This is a genomic window from Gemmatimonadota bacterium (assembly GCA_041390125.1).
Lineage (GTDB): Bacteria > Gemmatimonadota > Gemmatimonadetes > Longimicrobiales > Gaopeijiaceae > JAGQIF01.
On the sequence record JAWKQN010000008.1, the window covers coordinates 1 to 19139 of the forward strand.

General features: G+C 72.5%; 15 protein-coding genes. 6 read left to right on the plus strand and 9 right to left on the minus strand.

Annotation, left to right across the window (positions count from 1 at the left end):
• Positions 1-517, plus strand: a 517-nt coding sequence (locus R3E98_09310; GenBank protein MEZ4423596.1) for an HNH endonuclease signature motif containing protein, incomplete at its 5' end; no start/stop codon positions are given.
• 161 nt (positions 518-678) lie between these two features.
• Here the strand turns inward: R3E98_09310 and R3E98_09315 are convergent.
• The 3 genes from R3E98_09315 to R3E98_09325 form a co-directional block, all read right to left on the minus strand.
• Positions 679-2901 (minus strand): prolyl oligopeptidase family serine peptidase, encoded by a 2223-nt coding sequence (locus R3E98_09315; protein ID MEZ4423597.1) that lies wholly within the window; start codon positions 2899-2901, stop codon positions 679-681.
• Positions 2902-3316: 415 nt separating this feature from the next.
• On the minus strand, positions 3317-3715 hold the full coding sequence (locus R3E98_09320; GenBank protein ID MEZ4423598.1) for a hypothetical protein: 399 nt from the start codon (positions 3713-3715) through the stop codon (positions 3317-3319).
• Between the two features lie 144 nt (positions 3716-3859).
• The gene (locus R3E98_09325; GenBank protein ID MEZ4423599.1) at positions 3860-5947 is read right to left on the minus strand and encodes a hypothetical protein; all 2088 of its coding nucleotides are present in this window, start codon (positions 5945-5947) and stop codon (positions 3860-3862) included.
• 83 nt (positions 5948-6030) lie between these two features.
• Here R3E98_09325 and R3E98_09330 point away from each other — a divergent pair, with 83 nt between their 5' ends.
• Entirely contained in the window at positions 6031-6576 is a 546-nt protein-coding gene (locus R3E98_09330; GenBank protein MEZ4423600.1) for a TRAP transporter small permease subunit, read from the plus strand.
• Complete coding sequence (locus tag R3E98_09335) at positions 6573-7895, plus strand: TRAP transporter large permease subunit (GenBank protein MEZ4423601.1); 1323 nt, start codon at positions 6573-6575, stop codon at positions 7893-7895. The genes R3E98_09330 and R3E98_09335 overlap by 4 nt, the downstream gene beginning before the upstream one ends.
• A 148-nt stretch (positions 7896-8043) precedes the next feature.
• Here the strand turns inward: R3E98_09335 and R3E98_09340 are convergent, their stop codons facing one another.
• The 3 genes from R3E98_09340 to R3E98_09350 are packed head-to-tail and all read right to left on the minus strand — an operon-like array spanning position 8044 to position 11041.
• Positions 8044-8778, minus strand: coding sequence for a hypothetical protein (locus R3E98_09340; protein ID MEZ4423602.1), 735 nt, complete (start codon positions 8776-8778; stop codon positions 8044-8046).
• A gap of 16 nt (positions 8779-8794) precedes the next feature.
• Positions 8795-9931, minus strand: coding sequence for a TRAP transporter substrate-binding protein (locus R3E98_09345; GenBank protein MEZ4423603.1), 1137 nt, complete (start codon positions 9929-9931; stop codon positions 8795-8797).
• Between the two features lie 18 nt (positions 9932-9949).
• Entirely contained in the window at positions 9950-11041 is a 1092-nt protein-coding gene (locus R3E98_09350) for an alpha-hydroxy acid oxidase (protein MEZ4423604.1), read from the minus strand.
• A gap of 451 nt (positions 11042-11492) precedes the next feature.
• Here R3E98_09350 and R3E98_09355 point away from each other — a divergent pair, with 451 nt between their 5' ends.
• On the plus strand, positions 11493-12725 hold the full coding sequence (locus R3E98_09355; protein MEZ4423605.1) for a peptidylprolyl isomerase: 1233 nt from the start codon (positions 11493-11495) through the stop codon (positions 12723-12725).
• A gap of 122 nt (positions 12726-12847) precedes the next feature.
• Positions 12848-13567: a M50 family metallopeptidase gene (locus R3E98_09360; protein ID MEZ4423606.1), complete on the plus strand. Its 720-nt coding sequence runs from the start codon at positions 12848-12850 to the stop codon at positions 13565-13567.
• 40 nt (positions 13568-13607) lie between these two features.
• Here the strand turns inward: R3E98_09360 and R3E98_09365 are convergent, their stop codons facing one another.
• Positions 13608-14981 (minus strand): serine hydrolase, encoded by a 1374-nt coding sequence (locus tag R3E98_09365; GenBank protein MEZ4423607.1) that lies wholly within the window; start codon positions 14979-14981, stop codon positions 13608-13610.
• Between the two features lie 149 nt (positions 14982-15130).
• On the opposite strand from R3E98_09365, the gene R3E98_09370 reads away from it, so the two are divergent.
• A complete protein-coding gene (locus R3E98_09370; protein ID MEZ4423608.1) occupies positions 15131-15607 on the plus strand; it encodes a DUF6265 family protein in 477 nt (158 codons plus the stop codon).
• A 27-nt stretch (positions 15608-15634) separates the two neighbouring features.
• On the opposite strand, the gene R3E98_09375 is transcribed toward R3E98_09370, so the two are convergent.
• Both R3E98_09375 and R3E98_09380 read right to left on the minus strand, forming a co-directional pair.
• Positions 15635-16981, minus strand: coding sequence for a sigma-54 dependent transcriptional regulator (locus R3E98_09375; GenBank protein MEZ4423609.1), 1347 nt, complete (start codon positions 16979-16981; stop codon positions 15635-15637).
• Positions 16978-18729 (minus strand): HAMP domain-containing sensor histidine kinase, encoded by a 1752-nt coding sequence (locus R3E98_09380; protein MEZ4423610.1) that lies wholly within the window; start codon positions 18727-18729, stop codon positions 16978-16980. The genes R3E98_09375 and R3E98_09380 overlap by 4 nt, the downstream gene beginning before the upstream one ends.
• Positions 18730-19139 lie beyond the last annotated feature (410 nt).

Consider the following 19139-nt stretch of genomic DNA (forward strand, 5'->3'; position numbering starts at 1 on the left):
CGTTGCCGCGGAGGTGTCGGGGCGGTCCGATGCCGATCCGGGCGTGCCGCTGGCCGAGCTGGCAGACGGCACCCGACTCACGCCCGCCACCGCGCAGCGCCTGGCCTGCGACGCCAGCGTGGTCCGCTTCACCACCGATGCGCGGGGAAACGTGTTGGATGTGGGGCGTCGCACACGCACCATTCCACCCGCGCTGCGCCGTGCCCTCGAGATCCGCGACGGTGGGTGTCGCTTTCCTGGCTGTGGGCGCCGCTTCACCGACGCGCATCATGTCCGGCACTGGGCGCAGGGCGGACCCACCGCGCTGGACAATCTCCTGCTGCTGTGCCGGGTGCATCACCGGCTGCTACACGAGGAGGGCTTCCGCGTCGAGCTGGACGGTGCACGGCGGGCTGTCTTCTACGATCCCCGCGGTCACGTGCTGCCCCAGCTCCCTCCGCTCAAGCGCCGGACCGAGGAGGAGCTGCGACGGATGAAGGAGGCCCTCGGCATCCGCGACGTCCGCCATGGATCGTGAGGGACGCGCACGTGGACGCTCAGGCTCGGGTCAGCAGCCGCGGGCGGGTCAGCGCCCGGCTCGGAGTCGCGCGTCCGAGGGCCAAACGGATGATGCGTCGGACCTGACCCGGCCACCGTGTCCGCGCCGCCAACGCGCGCTCCTTTGCACCCAAGGGCTCGCTATCGCGCCGACACCCGCCCGCTCCGCAACGTACGCGCAAAGAAGCCGGCCGTGGCCTCGTACGCCGCGAGCCAGTTCCGGTGCAGGAGGAAGCCGTGCACCTCGTCCGGAAAGATCAGTTGCTCGGCCTCGATGCCGCGGTCCCGCAGCGACTCGACGAGATCCACGCTCTCGCTGAACGGCACGTTGCGGTCGTCATCCCCGTGGATCACCAGGACGGGCGAGCGCCACCCGTCCAGGAAGGCCATCGGGGAGGACCGGTAGGCCAGGTCGGACCACTCGGCCCGGGCCTCGGCGTTATAGGAGGGCACGAAGCCCTTCACCACCACGTTCCAGTCGTGCACACCGTGGATGTCGACGCCCGCCGCGAAGAGGTCCGATGCGCGCGCCAATCCCAGCGCCGTCAGATACCCACCGTACGAGCCTCCCCAGAGCCCGATGCGATCCGGGTCCACGTCCGCGCGTCCGCGCAGATACAGCCCCGCCCCCAGCACATCGTTGAACTCGCTGGCGCCGCGCGCGCCGTAGTCGAGGGCTTCGCGGAAGTCGAGCCCGTAGCCGGTCCCGCTGCGGTAGTTGACCGACAGCACCACGTAGCCCTGCGCGGCGAGGTACTGGTTCAGGGCGTAGGCGTTGTGGTAGTAGTCGCGGTAGTGGAAGCCCAGCAGCATCTGCCGGCGCGAGCCCCCGTGGAAGAACACCACGGCCGGACGCCGTTCCCCGGCCCGCAGGTCCTCCGGAAGGAACAGCTGCGCGTGGATGGGCATGCCGTCCGCGGCGCTGAAGATCACCTGCGTGGGCTCGACCAGTTCGTCGCTCGGGAAGCCTTCCAGCGCGTCCGGATCCAGCGGGCGCGAACCCGATCCCTCCAGGATGCGGGCGTGCGCCGGTGTGCGCGGCCCCGAGGCCAGGAACGCCACCCGCGCGCCGTCGCTCACCGGCTCCCATTCGATCCCGGTGCCCGGGGTGAGAAGCGTGCTGCGCCCACTGGCCACGTCCACCCGCCAGACGTGGCGCCGATCGATGTCGTCCTGGTTGGAGGCGACGAGCACCGCGCTCCCGTCCGGCGTGGGCGTCGCGAACTCCACCTCGAAGGCGCCCGTCACGAGTGGGCGGGCAGTCCCTCCGGTGGCAGGGACCGAGTACAGGTTGATCCAGCCCGTCTTCTCCCACGGGAAGACGATGCGGTCGCCCGACCACAACAGCTGATCCGCGGAAGCGGTGCCCTGGAAGACGCTGCCTGGACCCTCGTCGGCCTCGAAGGCCGTGCGGGTCTCGCCGCTCGCCACGTCGTGCACCCGGATGGACCACGGATGGCCGCTGCGACGTGGCTCGAACGGGAGCTGATCGCGCACGTTGGGCCGTCGGACGAAGGCGAGCCGGCGGCCGTCGCTGGACCAGGCCGGTTCCCCGTCGAGATCGACCGAGGGATCGATCCACTGCACAGCGCCGCTCGCCACGTCCACGATGCCGACGAACGAATGGTCGCCGCGTCCACTGACCAGCGCGAGCTGCGTCCCGTCGGGGGAGAAGGTCAGCGACGACGCGCCGCCCCTCATCTGCAGGAGCTGTTCGGCGTCACCGCCCGCGAGCGGCACGGTCCAGACCTGACCCCGGTCGGTGTAGGCCACCACCTCCCCGTTCGGTGCGATCACCGGTCCGCTGCCCGCGGCGAGCCGGACGGGCTCGCCACCGGCCACCGCCACCCGGTACACGGCCCGGTCGGGCCACTCCGGTTCACTGGTCGGATTGGGGATCTCCCCCGCGCGGTTGGGCGCCCCTCCCCGTACGAAGACGATCTGCGCTCCGTCCGGTGTGAACGTCAGGCTGCCCACCTCCTGGCCGTTGTCGCCCTCCCAGCTCGTAAGCGCGCGGCCGCGGTAGTCGGGCGCGCTGGCCACCCACACGTTGCGGGCGCCGCGATCGTTCTGGACCCACGCGAAGGCACCCCCTCCCGGGGCCGCCACGAGACCGCCCGGGAACGGTGCGGACATCACCTCGCCGAGGGTGAAGGACTGGGCGGCGGCCGGTGCCTGAGGGAGCAGCGCGGTGAGCATCCCCACCAGCACGAGCGCGGCTCCATGCAGGGCGCTCCGCGAGCGCGCCCGGGTGCTCGCGCGGGTGTCCTCGCCTCCTCGGTTGGCGCGCACAGACGCCATGGGAGGAGGGGACGCGAAGGCCATGACGAGATGGGGCCGAGTCGTGGGACGATCGTAGCGCATGGTGTCTCCCGGAGGCGGTGCGATCCGCGCTACAGGGTAGGAAGTCCGCGAGGACAGGGCCACCCCGGGCGAAGGCCCGGCAGCGGCGAGGTCCACAGCCGCAGATCCGTCGGCCGGGATCGATGTGGGCGGCAGCGGGGATCCAGGCTCCGGGACCGGTCGGGCCGCAGCCGGGACCCCGGGCTCCCGACCCGTGTGGGCCGCAGCGGCGATCCCAGGGGCCGGGACCGGTGTGCGCGCCAGCGGGGAGCTCAGGTTCCGGGAGCGGCTCAGCCCGCGTCCGGAAGGGGGTCGATCCGCCACGCACCCGTCGCTGGCCGGGAAGCCCACGGCCCGGCTCGCCTTGCGGCTCCGCTCCTTCTCGACGAGGGCGCCCCGAGAGCCGGGCGAGCGACGCCGCTCCGCCCCGTTCTGCTCAGTCCCCTTCGCCCGTCCGGGTGCTGGCGAGCGCCCAGTACACCAGCGCTGGCTGGAAGAACAAACGCGCAAACCGCTTCCCGTCCGTATCCAGGCCGAAGGCATCCCGACGGTTCACGTACTGGGAGACGTTGCCGGGGAAGATGGCCGTGAAGAACGCGGCTGCGACGTTGCCCACCCGCTCGCGCTGTCGCTCATTGGCGAAGATCAACGCGGTGCCGAGACCGATCTCCACCACACCGGACCCGAGCACGGTGGTGTCGGGATCCAGTGGCACGAAGTCGGGCACCTGCGCGCGGAAGGCCTTGCGCGCGAACGTCAGATGGCTGGTGCCGGCGAAGACGAGCATCGTGCCGAGCAGGATCCGCGCGACGTTCCTTCCGCTCCCGTCGTCCATGCTGTCCCTCCACCCGAGATCCTTCCAGCTCCTCGGCTCTACCGGTCGAAGGCGCCGGCGGTTCCCCTGTCACACGCGGTGTGTCGGGTGAAGCGGCACGGCGAACGAGGGACGCACGAATGCGTGTTTGCTGCGCTGCACCCACTATCGCGCCGCGCCTCCCCACAGCAGGCGCATGCCTTCCTCGTACGGCAGCAGGGATGGCGCGGCACCCGCCTCCACCGGCGTGAAGAGCCAGACCGTCCGCCCTGGCAGACGCTCCAGGAGCGCCCGGTTCGCCTCGGGACCCAGGTCCCGCGCGAAGAGCGCGTCGGTGCTGCGCGCGAGGTCGGTCCCGGACGACCGCGGGCCGGCGCCGTCGACTCCAGGCGGGCTCCCCTGCCACAGCAGCGGCGCCAAGGAGACGGCGCCGAAGCGGTCCGCCGAAGCCTGCCGCACGCAGGGCTCCGGCCAGGGACGGCTGGGATCGATGAGCGCGCCCACGTCGGGGCCGGTCTCCACCCGGACGAGCCCGCTCGGGGTGCCGGGTGAGGTGTCGCGATCGAGTTCCGGAGCCGGGGCGGACGGGACGCCGTCCTCCTGCGGGTCGCGCTGGGATGCCAGCCACACCTCCAGCCGACATGCGTCGTTCCGCCGGAGCAGGGGGTTCAGGGCGTCGGCGCGGAAGCCCTCCACCTCCAGGCGGGACGCGAGCCGCTCGTTCCAGCTCGCGTGCACGAACACCAGGGCCGGCTCCCCTTCCGGGAGCGCCGGCAGGCGGATGCGGGCCAGCGTCTCGGCCGGCCAGCGGTAGCCCATCAGCCGCTGCGGCGCGAAGACGCCGAGACCGAGCGCGAAGCTCGCCCCCAAGGTGCCCACGACGAGCGCCCTTCCCCGCCCCCGGGTCCGCTCCACCAGCCAGGCCGCCCCCAACACCCCCAGCCCCACCCAGGCCGGGAGGGATTCGAAGAGCATGCGCGGCTGATGGAACCAGTACAGGAAGGCGCCCACGAGCGGTGCCACCGCCCAGAGCAGCAGGACGCGCGCGCCCGGTCCCAGCCGGTGCGCGCCCACCAGGAAGAGCGCCCCGAGCAGCGTGAGCGGGACCGGAGCCTCCAGGATCTGGAGCCCGAAGGCGACGAAGTCGGCCGACGTGTAACCGAGGGCCTCGAGCAGCCCGTAGGCGTGACCCCATGGGTCCTCGTGGAAGCCCAGGCGGTGGGTGGGCCCGTACGCCACCTCGTAGCCCAGACGGGTGGGGGCGCCGAACAGGACGCGGTTGTAGAGCCCGAGCCCGACGGCGAAGGGAATGCCACCGCCCACCCAGGCGGCGACGCGACGGAGCAGCCCGGGCCACCGCAGCGCCGCGCGCGCTTCCCACCAGACCAGCAGCGGCACGGGCGCCAGGAGCAGCCCCGACCAGGGGCGGCTGGTGACGGCCCATCCCACCGCGGCCCCGGCGGCCAGGGCCCAGCCCCATCCTCCGTCGCGGGACCGGAGCGCCGCCCAGACGGAGACCGACGCGAAGGCCAGCGCCGACAGGTGGCTCATCAGGCCCCCGCCGAAGACGGCGAGGAGCGGGGACAGCGCGAGCAGCAGCCCCATGGCGCGCGCCAGGAGCGGGCGCGCCGGGAAGAGGCGCAGGAACGCCGCGGCCGAGGCGCCCGCCGTCAGGGCGGCCAGCCCCACCCCGACCCCGTGGGGCATCCCGGCCCGCACCCCCAGGGCCAGGAGGACCAGGTGTCCGGGCGGGTACTGCGAGACCCAGCCGGCGTCCGTCAGCAACGTGTTGGGGATCAGCCAGTGGGCGCCCAGCGCACCCACGTCGGCGCCCACCCGACCCCCGGCAAGCAGACGGGCGTGGGTCAGCATGGCCATCTCGTCCACGTTGGTGAGCAGGCCCCGGAGGAGGGGCCCCGCCACCAGCGCGGAGAGGACCCCGGCCAGCGCCGCGCACAGCAGCGCGAACGCGGCGGGTCCGGGGCGCAGGACCAGACGCGCCAGGACCCCGTCCGCCCGAGCCGGCCCCTCCGCCGGCGGTGCGTGCCTGCGTCCCGCCGCGATCGCGACGATCACCCCGACCAGCACGGCCACCACGACGCCCCACACCGCCGTGCCCAGGCTCGACGCGGCCTGTCGTACGGTCGCCTCACCCCACGGGCCGGTCGGGCGTCCCGCGAGCAGGCGGTACACCGGAAGGATCGCGAGGAGGAGCAGCGCGCCGCCGAGTGCGCGGCGGAGGACGGAGGACATGGACGGTGAAGCTACCCGCTCGGGTGCTCGCCAACCACCGGAGCCCTCCCTACTTTGGCCGCCGTCCCACGACAGGAGAGGAAATGAAGGGCTTACGGATGCTGTCCCTCGCGCTCGACCGCTTCTCGGACCTCTGGGGAGCGATCGTCACGGTGCTCATCCTCGCCATGGTGGCCTTCGGGTCCTACAACGCCGTGGCTCGCTACGTGGGACGGTTCGTGGGGCTCAACCTCAGCTCGAACGTCTACCTCGAGCTGCAGTGGTACCTCTTCAGCCTCATCTTCCTGCTCGGCGCCGGCTGGGCGCTGCGCCGAGACGCACACGTGCGCGTGGACGTGCTCTATTCGGCCGTGAGCAAGAAGGCCCAACGCCGGATCAACCTGATCGGCACGTTCCTGCTGCTGATCCCGTTCTCGGTGTTCGTGCTCTGGACGTCCATCCAGTACGTCCAGAACTCCTTCGCGGCCCGGGAGATGTCGCCCGATCCGGGCGGGCTGCCGCGCTACCCGCTCAAGGCGGTCATCCCGCTCTGCTTCATCCTCCTGCTGCTGCAGGGCGTCTCCGAGGCCATCAAGCTCTTCAGCACGGAAGAGGTCGAGCCCCGCTCCAAGGCGGAGGCGGCCGAATGAGCATGGAGTTGCTGGCACCGCTGATGTTCGTGGCGGTGTTCCTGGTGATCTTCCTCGGTTATCCCGTGGCGTTCGCGCTCGGCGGGACGTCCTTGGCGTTCGCGGTCATCGGGGTGGAGATGAACCACTTCGACTGGCACCTCTTCAACGCCATGCCGCAGCGCGTGTTCGGCATCATGTCCAACTACGTGCTGCTCGCCGTCCCCTACTTCATCTTCATGGGCCTGATCCTGGAGAAGGCCAAGCTGGCCGAGGATCTGCTCACGACCATCGGTCGCCTGTTCGGCAGCCTGCGGGGCGGCCTCGCGCTGGGCGTGGTGTTCGTGGGCGCGCTGCTGGCCGCTGCCACCGGCGTGGTGGGCGCCTCCGTGGTGGCGATGGGCAGCATCTCGCTGCCGGTGATGCTCAAGTACGGCTACGACAAGAAGCTCTCGGCCGGGGTCATCCTGGCCTCGGGTACGCTGGGACAGATCATCCCGCCGTCCATCGTGCTCGTGGTGCTGGCCGACCAGCTCGGCGTCTCGGTGGGCGATCTCTTCCTGGGCGGGCTCATCCCCGGCCTGATGCTGGCGGGGCTCTATGCGGCCTACACCGTGTTCGTGGCCGTCACGCGTCCCGCGGCCGCACCGGCCTTGCCGGCCGAGATGCGGGAACAGGCGGGTGGCAATCTCGCGAAGGACGTGATCACGGTCCTCTTCCCACCGCTGGCCCTGATCCTGGTGGTGCTGGGGAGCATCTTCCTGGGCATCGCCACGCCGACGGAAGCGGGCGCGCTGGGCAGCGTGGGTGCCATCCTGCTCGCCATCGGGCGCCGGCGCTTCTCCCGCAAGGTGCTCTGGGAGAGCGCCCGCGAGACCGCCGCGCTCACCGTGATGGTGATCTTCCTGCTGATCGGCTCGACGCTGTTCGCGCTGGTCTTCCGCGGTCTGAACGGCGACCTCTGGATCGAGGAGCTGCTCACCAACCTCCCCGGTGGGAAGGTCGGCCTGCTGCTCATCGCCAACCTGGTGATCTTCCTGCTCGGCTTCTTCCTGGACTTCTTCGAGATCGCTTTCATCATCATCCCGCTGGTCGCCCCCGCGGCGCAGCTGCTGGGCATCGACCTGGTGTGGTTCGGCGTGATGATCGGGATGAACCTGCAGACGTCGTTCCTCACGCCGCCCTTCGGCTTCGCGCTCTTCTATCTGCGCGGCGTGGCTCCACCCGAGGTGACCACACGGGATCTGTACCGATCCGTGATCCCCTTCATCGGGATCCAGGTGGTGGGGTTGCTGCTGATCGTGCTGTTCCCGCAGCTGGTGACAGGGCTCATCCAGTAGCGAACGAGAGAAGGGAGCCGCTGCGGCGGCTCCCTTCCGTTCGCGTGGGGGCACCCGACCTCCGGGCCATCCCCATCCGCGTCCATGAGCCGGGATCCGCGTCGCGCACGCCTGCCCCTTCGCAGCGCGGCCGGAGCCACGTCGGCGCTCAGCCCGTCGGCGGCGTGCCTGCTTTGAGCGCGGCCAGCTCCACGGCGTCGAGCACGCGACGGAACTGCTCGTCCGACTTCGACAGCATCCCCTTGTAGGCCAAGCGCGCGCCCATGAAGGACACCGCGGCGGCCCCGCCGAACAGGGCCGGCAGGGCCATGGCCTTGGCGTCGAAGGCGCCCACCGTCAGAAGCAGCGTGAACAGCACCGCCACGGAGGCGAACGTTCCGCCGAGCGTCAGCGGCAGCGTGCGCATGCCCTTCAGGTCGCGGCGGATGCTGATGGACGTGCCGCTCCCGTCCGGCTCGACCCGCACCCGCACGGCCGGAGTGCCGGAGCTGTCGTTCTTGCCGGTGGTGGTGGACCACTCGCGGATGCGTCCGAACTGCGACGCCACGCCCGAGACCCCGAACGTCGAGCGCAGCTCCCCCACGATGCGGCCCCACAGCTCGTCGTCCACCGGACCCGGCAGCACGCGCACGTGCGCCAGCTCGTCCGGGTTGGAGGCGAGCGGCGCCGGGAGCCCCTGCTCCCGGCGCAGGTCCAACTCCCGCGCCGCCGCGGCCACATGGACGGGATCGATGCCCGCCTCGGCCGCCACGGACTCCAACTCCGTCAGGGTCAGCCCGTGACGGACCAGCGTCTGTCCCCGCGCGCTGTGCTCGTGCCGTTCGGCCGCGCGCGCCAGGATGAGCCGTACTTCCTCGTCGGTGAAGCGCTGCTGCCCTTCCACGGTCCGCCCGGTCGCGCTACAGGTTCGAGTAGATGAAGTCCTGGTACGCCTTCTCGTTGGTGCTGAACCAACTGAAGGACTTGTCCCGGAACCCCTTCCACTGCTCGTAGACCTGGCGGTAGGAGGCGTCGCCGGCGGCGGCCTCCTCCAGCATCTGCGTGGTCTGGTCCTTGGCGGCCGCCAGGATCTCGTTCGAGAAGCGCCGCAGCTGCGTCCCGCCCTGGATCAGGCGCTGGAGCGCGTCCGGATTGCGCGCGTCGAACGCGTTCAACATGGCGGCAGTGGCCGTGTAGGCGGCGTTCTCCAGGATCGCCTGGTAGTCCGACGGCAGCTGGTCGTACGCCTGCTGGTTGACGAGCAGCGTCATGGACGGGCCCGGCTCCCACCAACCCGGGTAGTAGTAGTAGGTGGCCGCGTCCTGCAGGCCGAGCTTCTCGTCGTCGTACGGGCCCACCCACTCGGTCGCGTCGATCGCACCGCGCTCCAGCGCGGGATAGATGTCGCCGGCCGCGAGCACCTGAACGTTGGTGCCCAAGCGGCTCATCACCTCACCGCCGAGGCCGGGAATGCGCATCTTCAGGCCCTGCAGGTCGGACGCTGTGTTGATCTCCCGCCGGAACCAGCCGCCCATCTGACCGCTGGTGTTGCCGGCCACGAAGTTGATGATGCCGAAGTCCGAGAAGAGCGGGCGCATCAGCTCCATGCCGCCACCCTCCAGGAGCCACGCGAGCTGCTGCCTGGGCGTGAAGCCGAACGGCACGCAGGTGTCGAAGGACAGCACGGGGTTCTTGCCCTGGAAGTAGTAGCTGGGCGAATGGCCGCACTGCACCGAGCCGTTCTGCACGGCGTCCATGACCTCGAGCGCCGGGACGAGCTCGCCAGCCGGATACACCCGGATGGTGAACCGGCCCTCCGACATGCGCTCGACCTCCGCCGCGAGCCGCTCGGCCGCGCCGAAGATCGCGTCCAGACCACGCGGGAAGGAGGACGCCATGCGCCACTGCACGCGTGGGCGCGTCTGCACGGCCGGCGCGCCGGCTTCGCCGCCGCTTTCCCCGGCCCCGCAGGCGGCGAGGATCCCGCCGCCCACGGCGGCCGATCCCGCCTTCTCCAGGAACGCCCTGCGTCCGACCCTCTCCACCTTCTCACTCATATCGTCGAGTCCTGTCTCTCAGTAGGCTGGCCCGAACCGCACCGATGCAGGTCCGAGCGTACGGATTTCTTCGAGCGTGCGAAAGCCGGAGAGCCCCATGGCGTCCTCCAGCTCGCTGCGGAGCAGGGAGAGCACCTCGTGCACTCCCGCCTCTCCGTCCACCGCCAGACCCCACAGCACCGGGCGCCCCACCCAGACCGCGTGCGCACCGAGCGCCAGCGCCTTGACGATGTCCGTGCCGCGGCGGATCCCGCCGTCGACGTACACCTCGGCGCGCCCCTCGACCGCCTCCACCACGCGCGGGAGCGCCTCGATGGCGGGCGGGCTGGTATCGAGCTGGCGCGCGCCGTGGTTGGAGACCACGAGGCCCCTGGCACCCGCCTCGACGGCCAGACGTGCGTCGTCCGGGTGCACCACGCCTTTCACCACCACGGGCAGCGACGTGATCGACTGGAGCCAGGTGACGTCGTCCCAGGTGAGGTCGGGATCGAACTGGGCGTCACTGTAGCGCGCCAGATGGGAGCCACGGCCGCCATGGCCCATGTCCTCGAGGCCGACCGACACGAAGTTGGCGAACTGCATCCCGGGCGGCATGCCGAAGGCGTTGCGCACGTCCCGCTCGCGCACCCCCACCCAGGGCGTATCGACCGTCAGCACGAGCGCCTGGTACCCGGCCGCCTCCGCCCGGCGCACCAGGGACTCCGTGACGGAGCGATCGCGGTAGACGTAGAGCTGGAACCACGTGGGGCCCGACGACGCGGCCGCCACCTCCTCCAGCGAGAGCGTGGACATGGTGCTCACCACCATGAGGGCCCCGGCGGCGGCGGTGGCCCGGGCCGTGGCCGCCTCCCCGTCCGCGTGTGCCATGCGCTGCAGCGCCATCGGCGCCACGCCGATCGGGACCCCCACGTCGGCGCCCAGGAGCGTGGCGTGGGTCTCGCGTCGACCCACCCCACGCAGCACGCGGTAGTCGATCCGGATGGCGTCGAACGCGGAGCGGTTGCCGCGCAACGTGATCTCGTCGCGGGCGCCGCCCTGGTAGTAGTCGAAGACCGGCCGGGGCAGGCGCTCCTCGGCTTCTCGCTCGAAGTCGTGGACGTTGATGCGCATGGATGTCCGCGCTGCGGAGGGGGATGGAGGGCGGAAGCATGCGACCGGGTCGGCCCCCGGGCAACCCGGTGGCGGCGACCCGGGGGCGGCGGCACCTGGCGCGGCCGGTCCGACCGCGACCGATCGGCGGGCGATGTGACTTTGGGCCGGCTCCCCGGTCCATAGGGGGCGAGTACGGGGTCGCCCACATGGGGCCCGGGGCCGCCCCGACGGGGCTCTTGCCGAGATCTCGATCGACGTGCGTGCTCCCGCTTTCACGACAGTCTCACCGTCGAGGGAGTGGCGGGGAGTCCGCAGTGCGGGGGTGCTGCGGCTCCCCAGATCCCCTCGTCCGCCGGGGCCCACGGCCCGGGCGTCGGGAGGATCTGGCGCCTCCCGGGCCGCTCACGCCGGCCCGGACCGGACCGCCGAGGGCCTTCCCCCGCCCCGCCGGACGGACCACCATTCCGGCATGAGCGTCCGCCGCCCGATCCGCCGGGGCCTGCCCCCCATCCTCCTGGTCCTGCCCTGCCTCCTGGCCGCCTGCGGACGGGAGGAGCCTCCCGCCCTGAGCGTCGGGGAGCTGGCCTGGACGGAGCCCGAGCTGCTGGGGCTCACCGCGTCCCGCCGGCAGATCCTGGCCGACATCGCCGCCCTGACCCTGGAGACGGCCCGCCCGGGGGAGCCGGCCCTGAGCCCGCTGATCGCCCGGGCCCGCACCGAGGCGGCCGCCGCCCGGCTGGCGGCGGAGATCACCCTCGTCGCCTCCGGCATCGGGGAGAGCGCGCTGCGCGAGCTCTACCTGGTCGATCCCGAGCTCGAGCTGGAGGTCCGCCACCTGGTCTTCCTCTCGGACCGGCGCCTGCCGGACCCGGAGCGGGCTCCGGCGCGCGCGCAGGCGGAGGCCGCCCTGGCCCGTGCCCGGGCCGGCGAGGACTTCGCGGAGCTGGCGGCCGAGCTCTCCGAGGAGCCGGGCGCGGCCCAGCGGGGCGGGCTGCTGCAGCCGGGTCGGGAGGGCGCCTGGGTGGACGCGTTCTGGAACGCCGCCCGGGCGCTGCAGCCCGGCCAGATCAGCCCGGTGGTGGACACCGAGTACGGCTTCCACGTGCTCAAGCTGGAGGACCGGCGCATCGTGCCGTTCGCGGAGGCCCGCGACCGGGCCGTGGTGCGGGTGGCGGCGGGGCTGCCCGCCGATTCGGCCCAGGCCTGGGTCGTGCGCCTGGCCTCCGCCATCCAGGTGGACGAGTCCGCCCTGGCGGCCTGGGAGACCGCGGACTCGGCGGCCGTGCTGGCGCGCTGGAATGACGACGTGTACCCCGTCGGTGCCTTCCGGGGATATCGACTGGCCCGCTCGGTGGAGGAGGACGGAGAGGCGGCCCGGGGCACGGACCCCGATGGCCTCCGGCCGGTGGTGCTGGAAGGGGCGCGGTTGTGGTTCATGGCCCTCGAGGCCGACCGGCGCGGGTTGGAAGCCCCGGGCGATCCACAGGAGGCGCCGCCCGTGGCGGCGCTCCGCCGGTCCTTCCAGGCCTGGGCCGCCACGCTGCAGCTCCCCGCCTCCGGCGACCCCGAGGCGTTGCGGGCCGCCGCGCGGGCCGCGCTCGGACAGACCGGGCAGGCGGCCGACATCGCCCGGAACGAGCTGGGCCGGGCCTCCGCGCTCCTGCGCCACACCTGGCCGGTGTCCTGGGGCGCGGGCTCCTGACCCGGGAAACCGGGCCCGCGCCCCCCGCGTAGGACGGACAGGAAGCGCACGCCCGGGTCCCCGAGCCGACCCCGGGCGCCCCGTGACCCCATCCCCGATCGGCCGGGACCCGAACCCACGCCATGCAGAGCCTCCGGATCGCCCTGGACGCCCCCTCCCCACGCGCCGCCACCCCGCCCTCGCCGGTGCGGGTGCTCGGCGGGTTCGCGATCTGGTTCGGGCTGCTCTGGACGTTCTGGGAGACGCCCGCGTTCACGCCGGTGAAGATCTTCGTGGTGCTGCTCCACGAGCTCAGCCACGCGCTGGCGGCCGTCCTCACGGGCGGCACCGTCCGGCACATCACGCTGGACGCCATGCAGGGCGGCGCCACCGTGACCACCGGGGGCTCCGCCTTCGTGATCCTGTCCTCCGGCTACCTGGGCAGCCTGCTCCTGGGCGGCCTGCTCCTCGTGGCGGGGATGGTGCTCCGCAAGGGGCTCAGGCCCGCGCTCGGCGGGGTGGCCCTGGTGGTGTTGGGCGCCACCGTGTTCCTGATCCGCTCCGCGTTCGGCTTCGCCTACGGCCTGACGGCCGGCCTGGTGTTGCTGGCCGTGGCGCGCTGGCTTCCCGCCTGGGTGAGCCGGGCGGTGTTGATCGGGCTCGGGCTCACGTCCTGTCTGTACGCGATCCTCGACATCAAGAGCGACGTGTTCGACCGACCCGGCGCTCCGTCCGACGCGTACATGCTGGCGGAGATGACCGGTGTGCCCACCCTGGTCTGGGGCGTCCTGTGGGCCGTCCTGGCCTTCGCGTTCGCGGCCGTGCTCCTGCGCTGGGCCTACCGGCGCGCGGCCCGGGGCTGAGCGCCACCGGGCCCGGCGCCCCTCCGCGGGAGCCTCCGACTCACGTCCCGCCCTCCAGCAGCGCTCGTGTGACCGCCTGCTGGAGCGGACCCACATCCGGGTAGCGCCCGTCCGCGTCCACACCGCCGTGCTGCCGGTTGGTGAGCAGCACCACGGAGAGGCGCTGCGCGGGAACGCCCAGGACCCAGGTGCCGGTGAAGCCGGTGTGGGCGAAGCTGCCCGGCGGCAGACCCTCCGGAACCTGCCAACCCAACGCCTGCCCCTCGGGTCCCGGGGACAGGAAAGCCCGGACGGTCGACTCCGCGATCCAGCGCGTCTGCCCCGAGCGCCCTCCGTCCAGCAGGAGCTGGAGCAGCACGTCCAGGTCGGCGGCGCTCGAGAAGAGGCCGGCGTGACCGGCCACCCCGCCCCACGCGTGGAAGGCATTCCCGTCGTTGACCTCGCCGACCAGCGTGTACCGGCGCCAGCCGCTCCAGGCGTCGGGATCGCCCGCGATCCGGTAGCCGAACGCGGTGTCGTGCACCATGCGGTGCTCGTAGGGATTGCCGTGCGACGTGGCCACCACCGTGCGCTGTCCTTCGGGCTGCGGACCGCGCGCCGGACGGAAGCCGGTGGTGCTCAGACCGAGCGGCCCGTACAGCCGTCCCTCGAGGAACCGGTCCAGACGTGCACCCCCCACCGCTTCGACGAGTCGACCCAGCACCATGAAACCCAGGTCGGAGTAGCGTCGCTCGGCCCCGGGGGACCCCGTCAACGGCACGCTGCGCACCCAGGCCCAGGCCGCCTCGGGGTCTCCGGCGTGGTAGTACACAGGCCACCATTGCGGCAGGCCCGAACGATGCGTCAGCAGGTGGCGCGGCGTGATGCGCTCCCGGCCCCCGCCGGTGAAGTCCGGCAGCCACGTGGAGACCGGCCGGTCGAGCCCGACGGCGCCCTCATCCACGAGCAGCATGAGCGCGAAGGTCGTGGCCATCACCTTGGTCACGGACGCGAGATCGAAGACCGCGTCCGCCGTCATGGGCAGCGGCGTCGCCAGCGGCTCGTGCTCCACGGCGGATCGCCCGTCCTGGGCGGCCCCGTACGCCCCGTCGCGGTAGACCGCGCGCTGTGCCTGGCCGTAGGCGCGCTCGTGGAGCAGCCGCCCTTCGCGGGAGATGCGAAGCACCGCCCCCGGGATCCGCCCCGTGTCCACCCAGGCGGCCACGAGCGAGTCGGCGGTGGCGATCCCGTCGCGCGGGCCGACCTCACGGCGCGCCGGGCGAGCGCCGCGCCCAGGCGCGGCGGCCGGGGTCGTCGGATCGCCGTCGGCAGGCGTCCACGGCTGCACGTGTGGGACGGTCGCGAAAGGCGGTGGGGCGGCCGGGCGGGCGGGCCCGGAGAGGCCCAGCAGGGCGCAGAGCAGGAGGGGCGGCATGCCCGATGGTAGCGGCGCGGGCCCGCTGCGGCACGAGGCCCCTCGGCAGATGGGCGCGGCGCCGCCAGCGGAAACGTCGGTGGCGCGCGCGACGTACGGAACGGCGACCGCGCCCCTGCCGGTCGCGACCCTGCCGAGGAGGCTCTGGGATGCGTGTGCTTCTGCTGCCGGTCCTGCTCGCCGGAGCGTTGGGCTCCACCGCCTCCGCGCGCGCCACGCCTGCCTCGCAGACCGCCACCGATACACTCCCGGTGTGGATGGCCGGCTGCTGGGAGCAGCGACGCGGCGATCGCATCACGCGCGAGGATTGGACCGCGCCGCTGGGCGGGATGATGTTCGGGCTGTCGGTGACCCTGCGCGGCGACAGCGCCCGCGCCTGGGAGTTCCTGCGCATCGCTCCGGGCGAGAGGGGGCCCGCCTACCACGCGAGCCCTTCGGGTCAGGCGCCGACGACGTTCGCATGGGCGGATGCGGGGCCGGACTGGATCGTCTTCGAGGATCCCCAGCACGACTTCCCCCAACGCATCCGCTACGAGCGGCTGGGCGCGGATTCCCTGCGCGCGCTCGTCGGGACGATGGACGGCACGCGTGGGTTCGAGGTGCGCTGGGGTCGACGCGACTGCTGATGCGCGATCCGCGGGGGCGAGGCCGGGTCAGGAGGATCCGTCCAGCCCCAGCTCCTTCATCTTGCGCCACAGCGTCGTGCGTCCCATCCCCAGGCGCTCGGCAGCGCGGGCCCGCACGCCGTCCGCGTCCTCCAGCGCCCTCCGGATGACGTCGCGCTCGTCCGCGCCGTCGTCCGGTGCGCGGTAGCGCTCCAGGCCCTGGAGCCCGCCGGCGGCGGCACGTACCTCCTCGGGCAGGTGCTGGCCTTCGATGCGTCCCGCTCCCGCACGGATCCAGGCGCTTTCGATCGCGGAGAACAGCTCCCGCACGTTCCCGGGCCAGGGATACGCCCGCAACATGCGCATGGCCAGCGGCGAGAGCGGAGGATCGCCGGCGTCCCGCCCGCGTCCGGAGATGTCGGCAAGGCGCAGCAGACGATGCTCCGCCAGGAGCGGGATGTCCTCCTGACGCTCGCGCAGCGGAGGCAGTGCGATGCGGAACACGTTCAAGCGGTAGAAGAGGTCGTCGCGGAAGCGACCCGCCTCCATCTCGCTCCGCAGGTCACGGCGTGTCGCGGCGACGATGCGCACGTCCACGCGGGTGGCACGCACGTCACCCACCCGCGTCACCTCGCGCTCCTGCAGGACGCGCAGCAAGCGTTGCTGCAAGCCGGGAGAGATGTCCCCGATCTCGTCGAGGAACAACGTCCCACCATCCGCGGCCTGCACCAGCCCGACCTTGTCCTTCACGGCTCCGGTGAACGAACCCCGCACGTGGCCGAACAACTCGGACTCCAGCACGCCCTCGGCCAGGGCCGCGCAGTTGACGGCGACGAACGGCCCGACGCTCCGACGCGAAGCGCGGTGCACCGCGTGCGCCACCAGCTCCTTGCCGGTTCCGGTCTCCCCCGTGACCAGCACCGTGGCATCGGTGGGGCCCACCTGCTCGATCTGGCGCAGCACGTCGATCACCGGCGCCGACCGTCCGACCAGCGGCCGCTCCGGCGTGGGCTCGGCCGGCGCGCCCGGCCGGCGCTCGAGCAGCCGGGCCACGCGCGCGGACAGCACGTCCGGCTCGACCGGCTTGGCCAGGAAATCATCCGCGCCGGCGTGCAGCGCGTCGACCGCCGCCTGTACGGTCCCGTACCCGCTGATCATGAGGATCGGGATGCCTTCGCCCCAGGCCCGCAGCGCCTCCACGATCCGGATGCCGTCCAGACCGGGCATCCGCAGGTCCAGCAGCAGGAGGTCGAAGCGACCCGCCTTGAGCGCCTCCACACCCTCGGCGCCGTTCTCCGCGCCGACGACCTCATACCCGTCGTCACGGAGCAGGGCCGCCGTGGAGACGCGGAACGCGCGATCGTCGTCGACCAGCAGGATGCGCGCGCCGCTCATGCCGCCTCCACGGCCACGCCCGCGCGGGGCAGCTCGACGTCGAAGCGGGCTCCGGGGCCGTCCGTGCGATTGGTCGCGTCCAGCCGTCCCCCCGCGGCGCGCACGAGCCCTTCTGCCGTGAAGAGCCCGAGCCCCACGCCCCGCACGTCGGCCTTGGTCGTGAAGAAGGGGTCGAAGACCCGCGGCAGCACATTCGCGTCGATGCCCGGACCCGTGTCGAGGACCTGCACGCGCACGCGGTCCTCCACCGCCTCCACGCGCAGGTCGATGCGTCCGCCCTGTCGCATCGCCTCGCGAGCGTTGCGCACGAGGTTGAGCAGCACCTGCTTCAACGCGTCCGGCGCGATGGCGGCCCGTACGGTCTCGTCCCCGGAGACCTCGACGCGGACGCCGTCGCCCTCGTCGGCGGCGGTGCCGGCCAGGCGGGCCACGTGCCGGCAGACCTCCAGGGGGGCGCACTCCGAAGCCCCGTCGTCACGCGGGCGATCCAGGTCCATCATGCGCTCCGCGAGCTCGTGCATGCGCAACAGCTCGTCGATGGCCAGGTCGGCGATCTCACGGGCCTCGGGGTCCTCCTGGACGCGGCGGCGCAACAGCTCCAGGCAATTGCGCACGGACGCGACCGGATTGCGGACCTCGTGGGCGAGCTGGGTGAGCAGCCGTCCCGCCGCCTCCCGCCGGTCGCGCTGGAGCAGCTCCGCCTGCAGCGCCACGAGGCGCTCCTGGCGATCCTCCAGCTCCCGGTTGGCGCGCTCGAGATCACGCAGGCGCGCGGCCAGCCGCTGCCGCATCACGTCGAACGCATCCGCGACGTGCGCCACCTCGCTGACGCCCGCGCGCGCCAGTGGTGCGTCTAGATCGCCAGCAGCGACACGGTCGGCGGCGCGAGCGAGCGCGCGCACGGGTCCCGCCAGCCGCGCGGCGACCAGCATGCCGAGGAGCAGCGCCACCACCAGCGCCACCGCCATGCTCACCAGGGCCACCCGGCGCAGGTCGGGAACCACGGCGAGCTCGCGATCGAGATCGCGGAGGAACAGCACCGAGGCGGCACCGTCCGCGATCGGCGCGGACGCGAGGAGCCACCGGCGGCCGTCGCGTTCGATCCGGGACGCCTCGCCGGCGCCGATCGTGCGCGCGGCGTCCAGGAGGCCGCCCAGACCCGCTTCGTCGAGGGTGCTCGCCGCGGGAGCGCCGTCCCCATCCAGAACCACGACGTCGGCACGGGTGAGGCCGGACAGCGCCGCTGCCTCCGTGGCGTCGAAGGCGCTCACCACACCGGCCGCGCCCAGGAACCGTCCCTCCGCGTGCACCGGCGCCAGCGCCACCATGCGCACGCTGCCGGGTTCGGAGACCACGACGACCGGCATCTCGCCGGCACGTGTGCGCTCCACGAGCGTGGCGGCGGGTTGGGGCCCCAGCCGACTCCGGCCTTCGGAGTCCACCAGCACGGGGAGCTCCAACGCGCCGCGGGGCGCGTCCGCGGTCACGCGCGCGGCCTCCACGGTGTCCCCGGCCAGCAGGGCGGCCGCGAGCGCCGGCGTCGCCGCCACGTCCTTGGCGTGCATCATCCGCATGTCGGCGGACGAAGCCAGGCGGTCGGTCAGGAGCACGCGTGCGAGGGCGAGATCGGCGGCCGCCTTCTCCTCGAGCGCGGCGGCCAGTCGACGGTCCAGGGCCAACCCCACCGGCACCGAGCCGGCGAGCAGCACCGCGACGACCAGGAAGACGAGCGCACGGCCCAGCGACACGTCGGCATTCCTCCAGGACCAGGGGACAGGCACGCGAGCATCCAAGCAGGCTGCGGGCCCGGATCGCGGCGGCGAGCACGGATTCCACAAACGCGCGCAGGTGCGCCATTTCCAGCGAATCCTCCCCGCAGCGCGCCGGTTCCTCGTCCGCGACGGCGCGGTGGGAAACGTTCCATGGAACGTTGCACCCCCCGTCGGATGTATCTAGGTTCGCATGGATCCGAAAGGATCAGGGCCGTTCCGGACGGAGCCCAGTGGCGACGACCGGACGGACCGCGGACGAAGAGAGTCCGCTGGTGCTCGGCCCGATGTTTCCCCGTTAAAAGGAGGTGATCCCTTGTCTAGTCCCAGTACACTGCCCACATCCGGCACGGGCAAGTGATCGCCGCTCCGTAAGAGCTGAACGATCA

Excerpts from the sequence above, each read along its gene's own strand:
- R3E98_09360 (MEZ4423606.1), top strand. The coding sequence starts at position 12,848 with ATGCAGAGCCTCCGGATCGCCCTGGACGCCCCCTCCCCACGCGCCGCC.
- R3E98_09365 (MEZ4423607.1), bottom strand. The coding sequence starts at position 14,981 with ATGCCGCCCCTCCTGCTCTGCGCCCTGCTGGGCCTCTCCGGGCCCGCC.
- R3E98_09345 (MEZ4423603.1), bottom strand. The coding sequence starts at position 9,931 with ATGAGTGAGAAGGTGGAGAGGGTCGGACGCAGGGCGTTCCTGGAGAAG.
- R3E98_09370 (MEZ4423608.1), top strand. The coding sequence starts at position 15,131 with ATGCGTGTGCTTCTGCTGCCGGTCCTGCTCGCCGGAGCGTTGGGCTCC.
- R3E98_09315 (MEZ4423597.1), bottom strand. The coding sequence starts at position 2,901 with ATGCGCTACGATCGTCCCACGACTCGGCCCCATCTCGTCATGGCCTTC.
- R3E98_09330 (MEZ4423600.1), top strand. The coding sequence starts at position 6,031 with ATGAAGGGCTTACGGATGCTGTCCCTCGCGCTCGACCGCTTCTCGGAC.
- R3E98_09375 (MEZ4423609.1), bottom strand. The coding sequence starts at position 16,981 with ATGAGCGGCGCGCGCATCCTGCTGGTCGACGACGATCGCGCGTTCCGC.
- R3E98_09350 (MEZ4423604.1), bottom strand. The coding sequence starts at position 11,041 with ATGCGCATCAACGTCCACGACTTCGAGCGAGAAGCCGAGGAGCGCCTG.
- R3E98_09325 (MEZ4423599.1), bottom strand. The coding sequence starts at position 5,947 with ATGTCCTCCGTCCTCCGCCGCGCACTCGGCGGCGCGCTGCTCCTCCTC.
- R3E98_09355 (MEZ4423605.1), top strand. The coding sequence starts at position 11,493 with ATGAGCGTCCGCCGCCCGATCCGCCGGGGCCTGCCCCCCATCCTCCTG.
- R3E98_09335 (MEZ4423601.1), top strand. The coding sequence starts at position 6,573 with ATGAGCATGGAGTTGCTGGCACCGCTGATGTTCGTGGCGGTGTTCCTG.
- R3E98_09320 (MEZ4423598.1), bottom strand. The coding sequence starts at position 3,715 with ATGGACGACGGGAGCGGAAGGAACGTCGCGCGGATCCTGCTCGGCACG.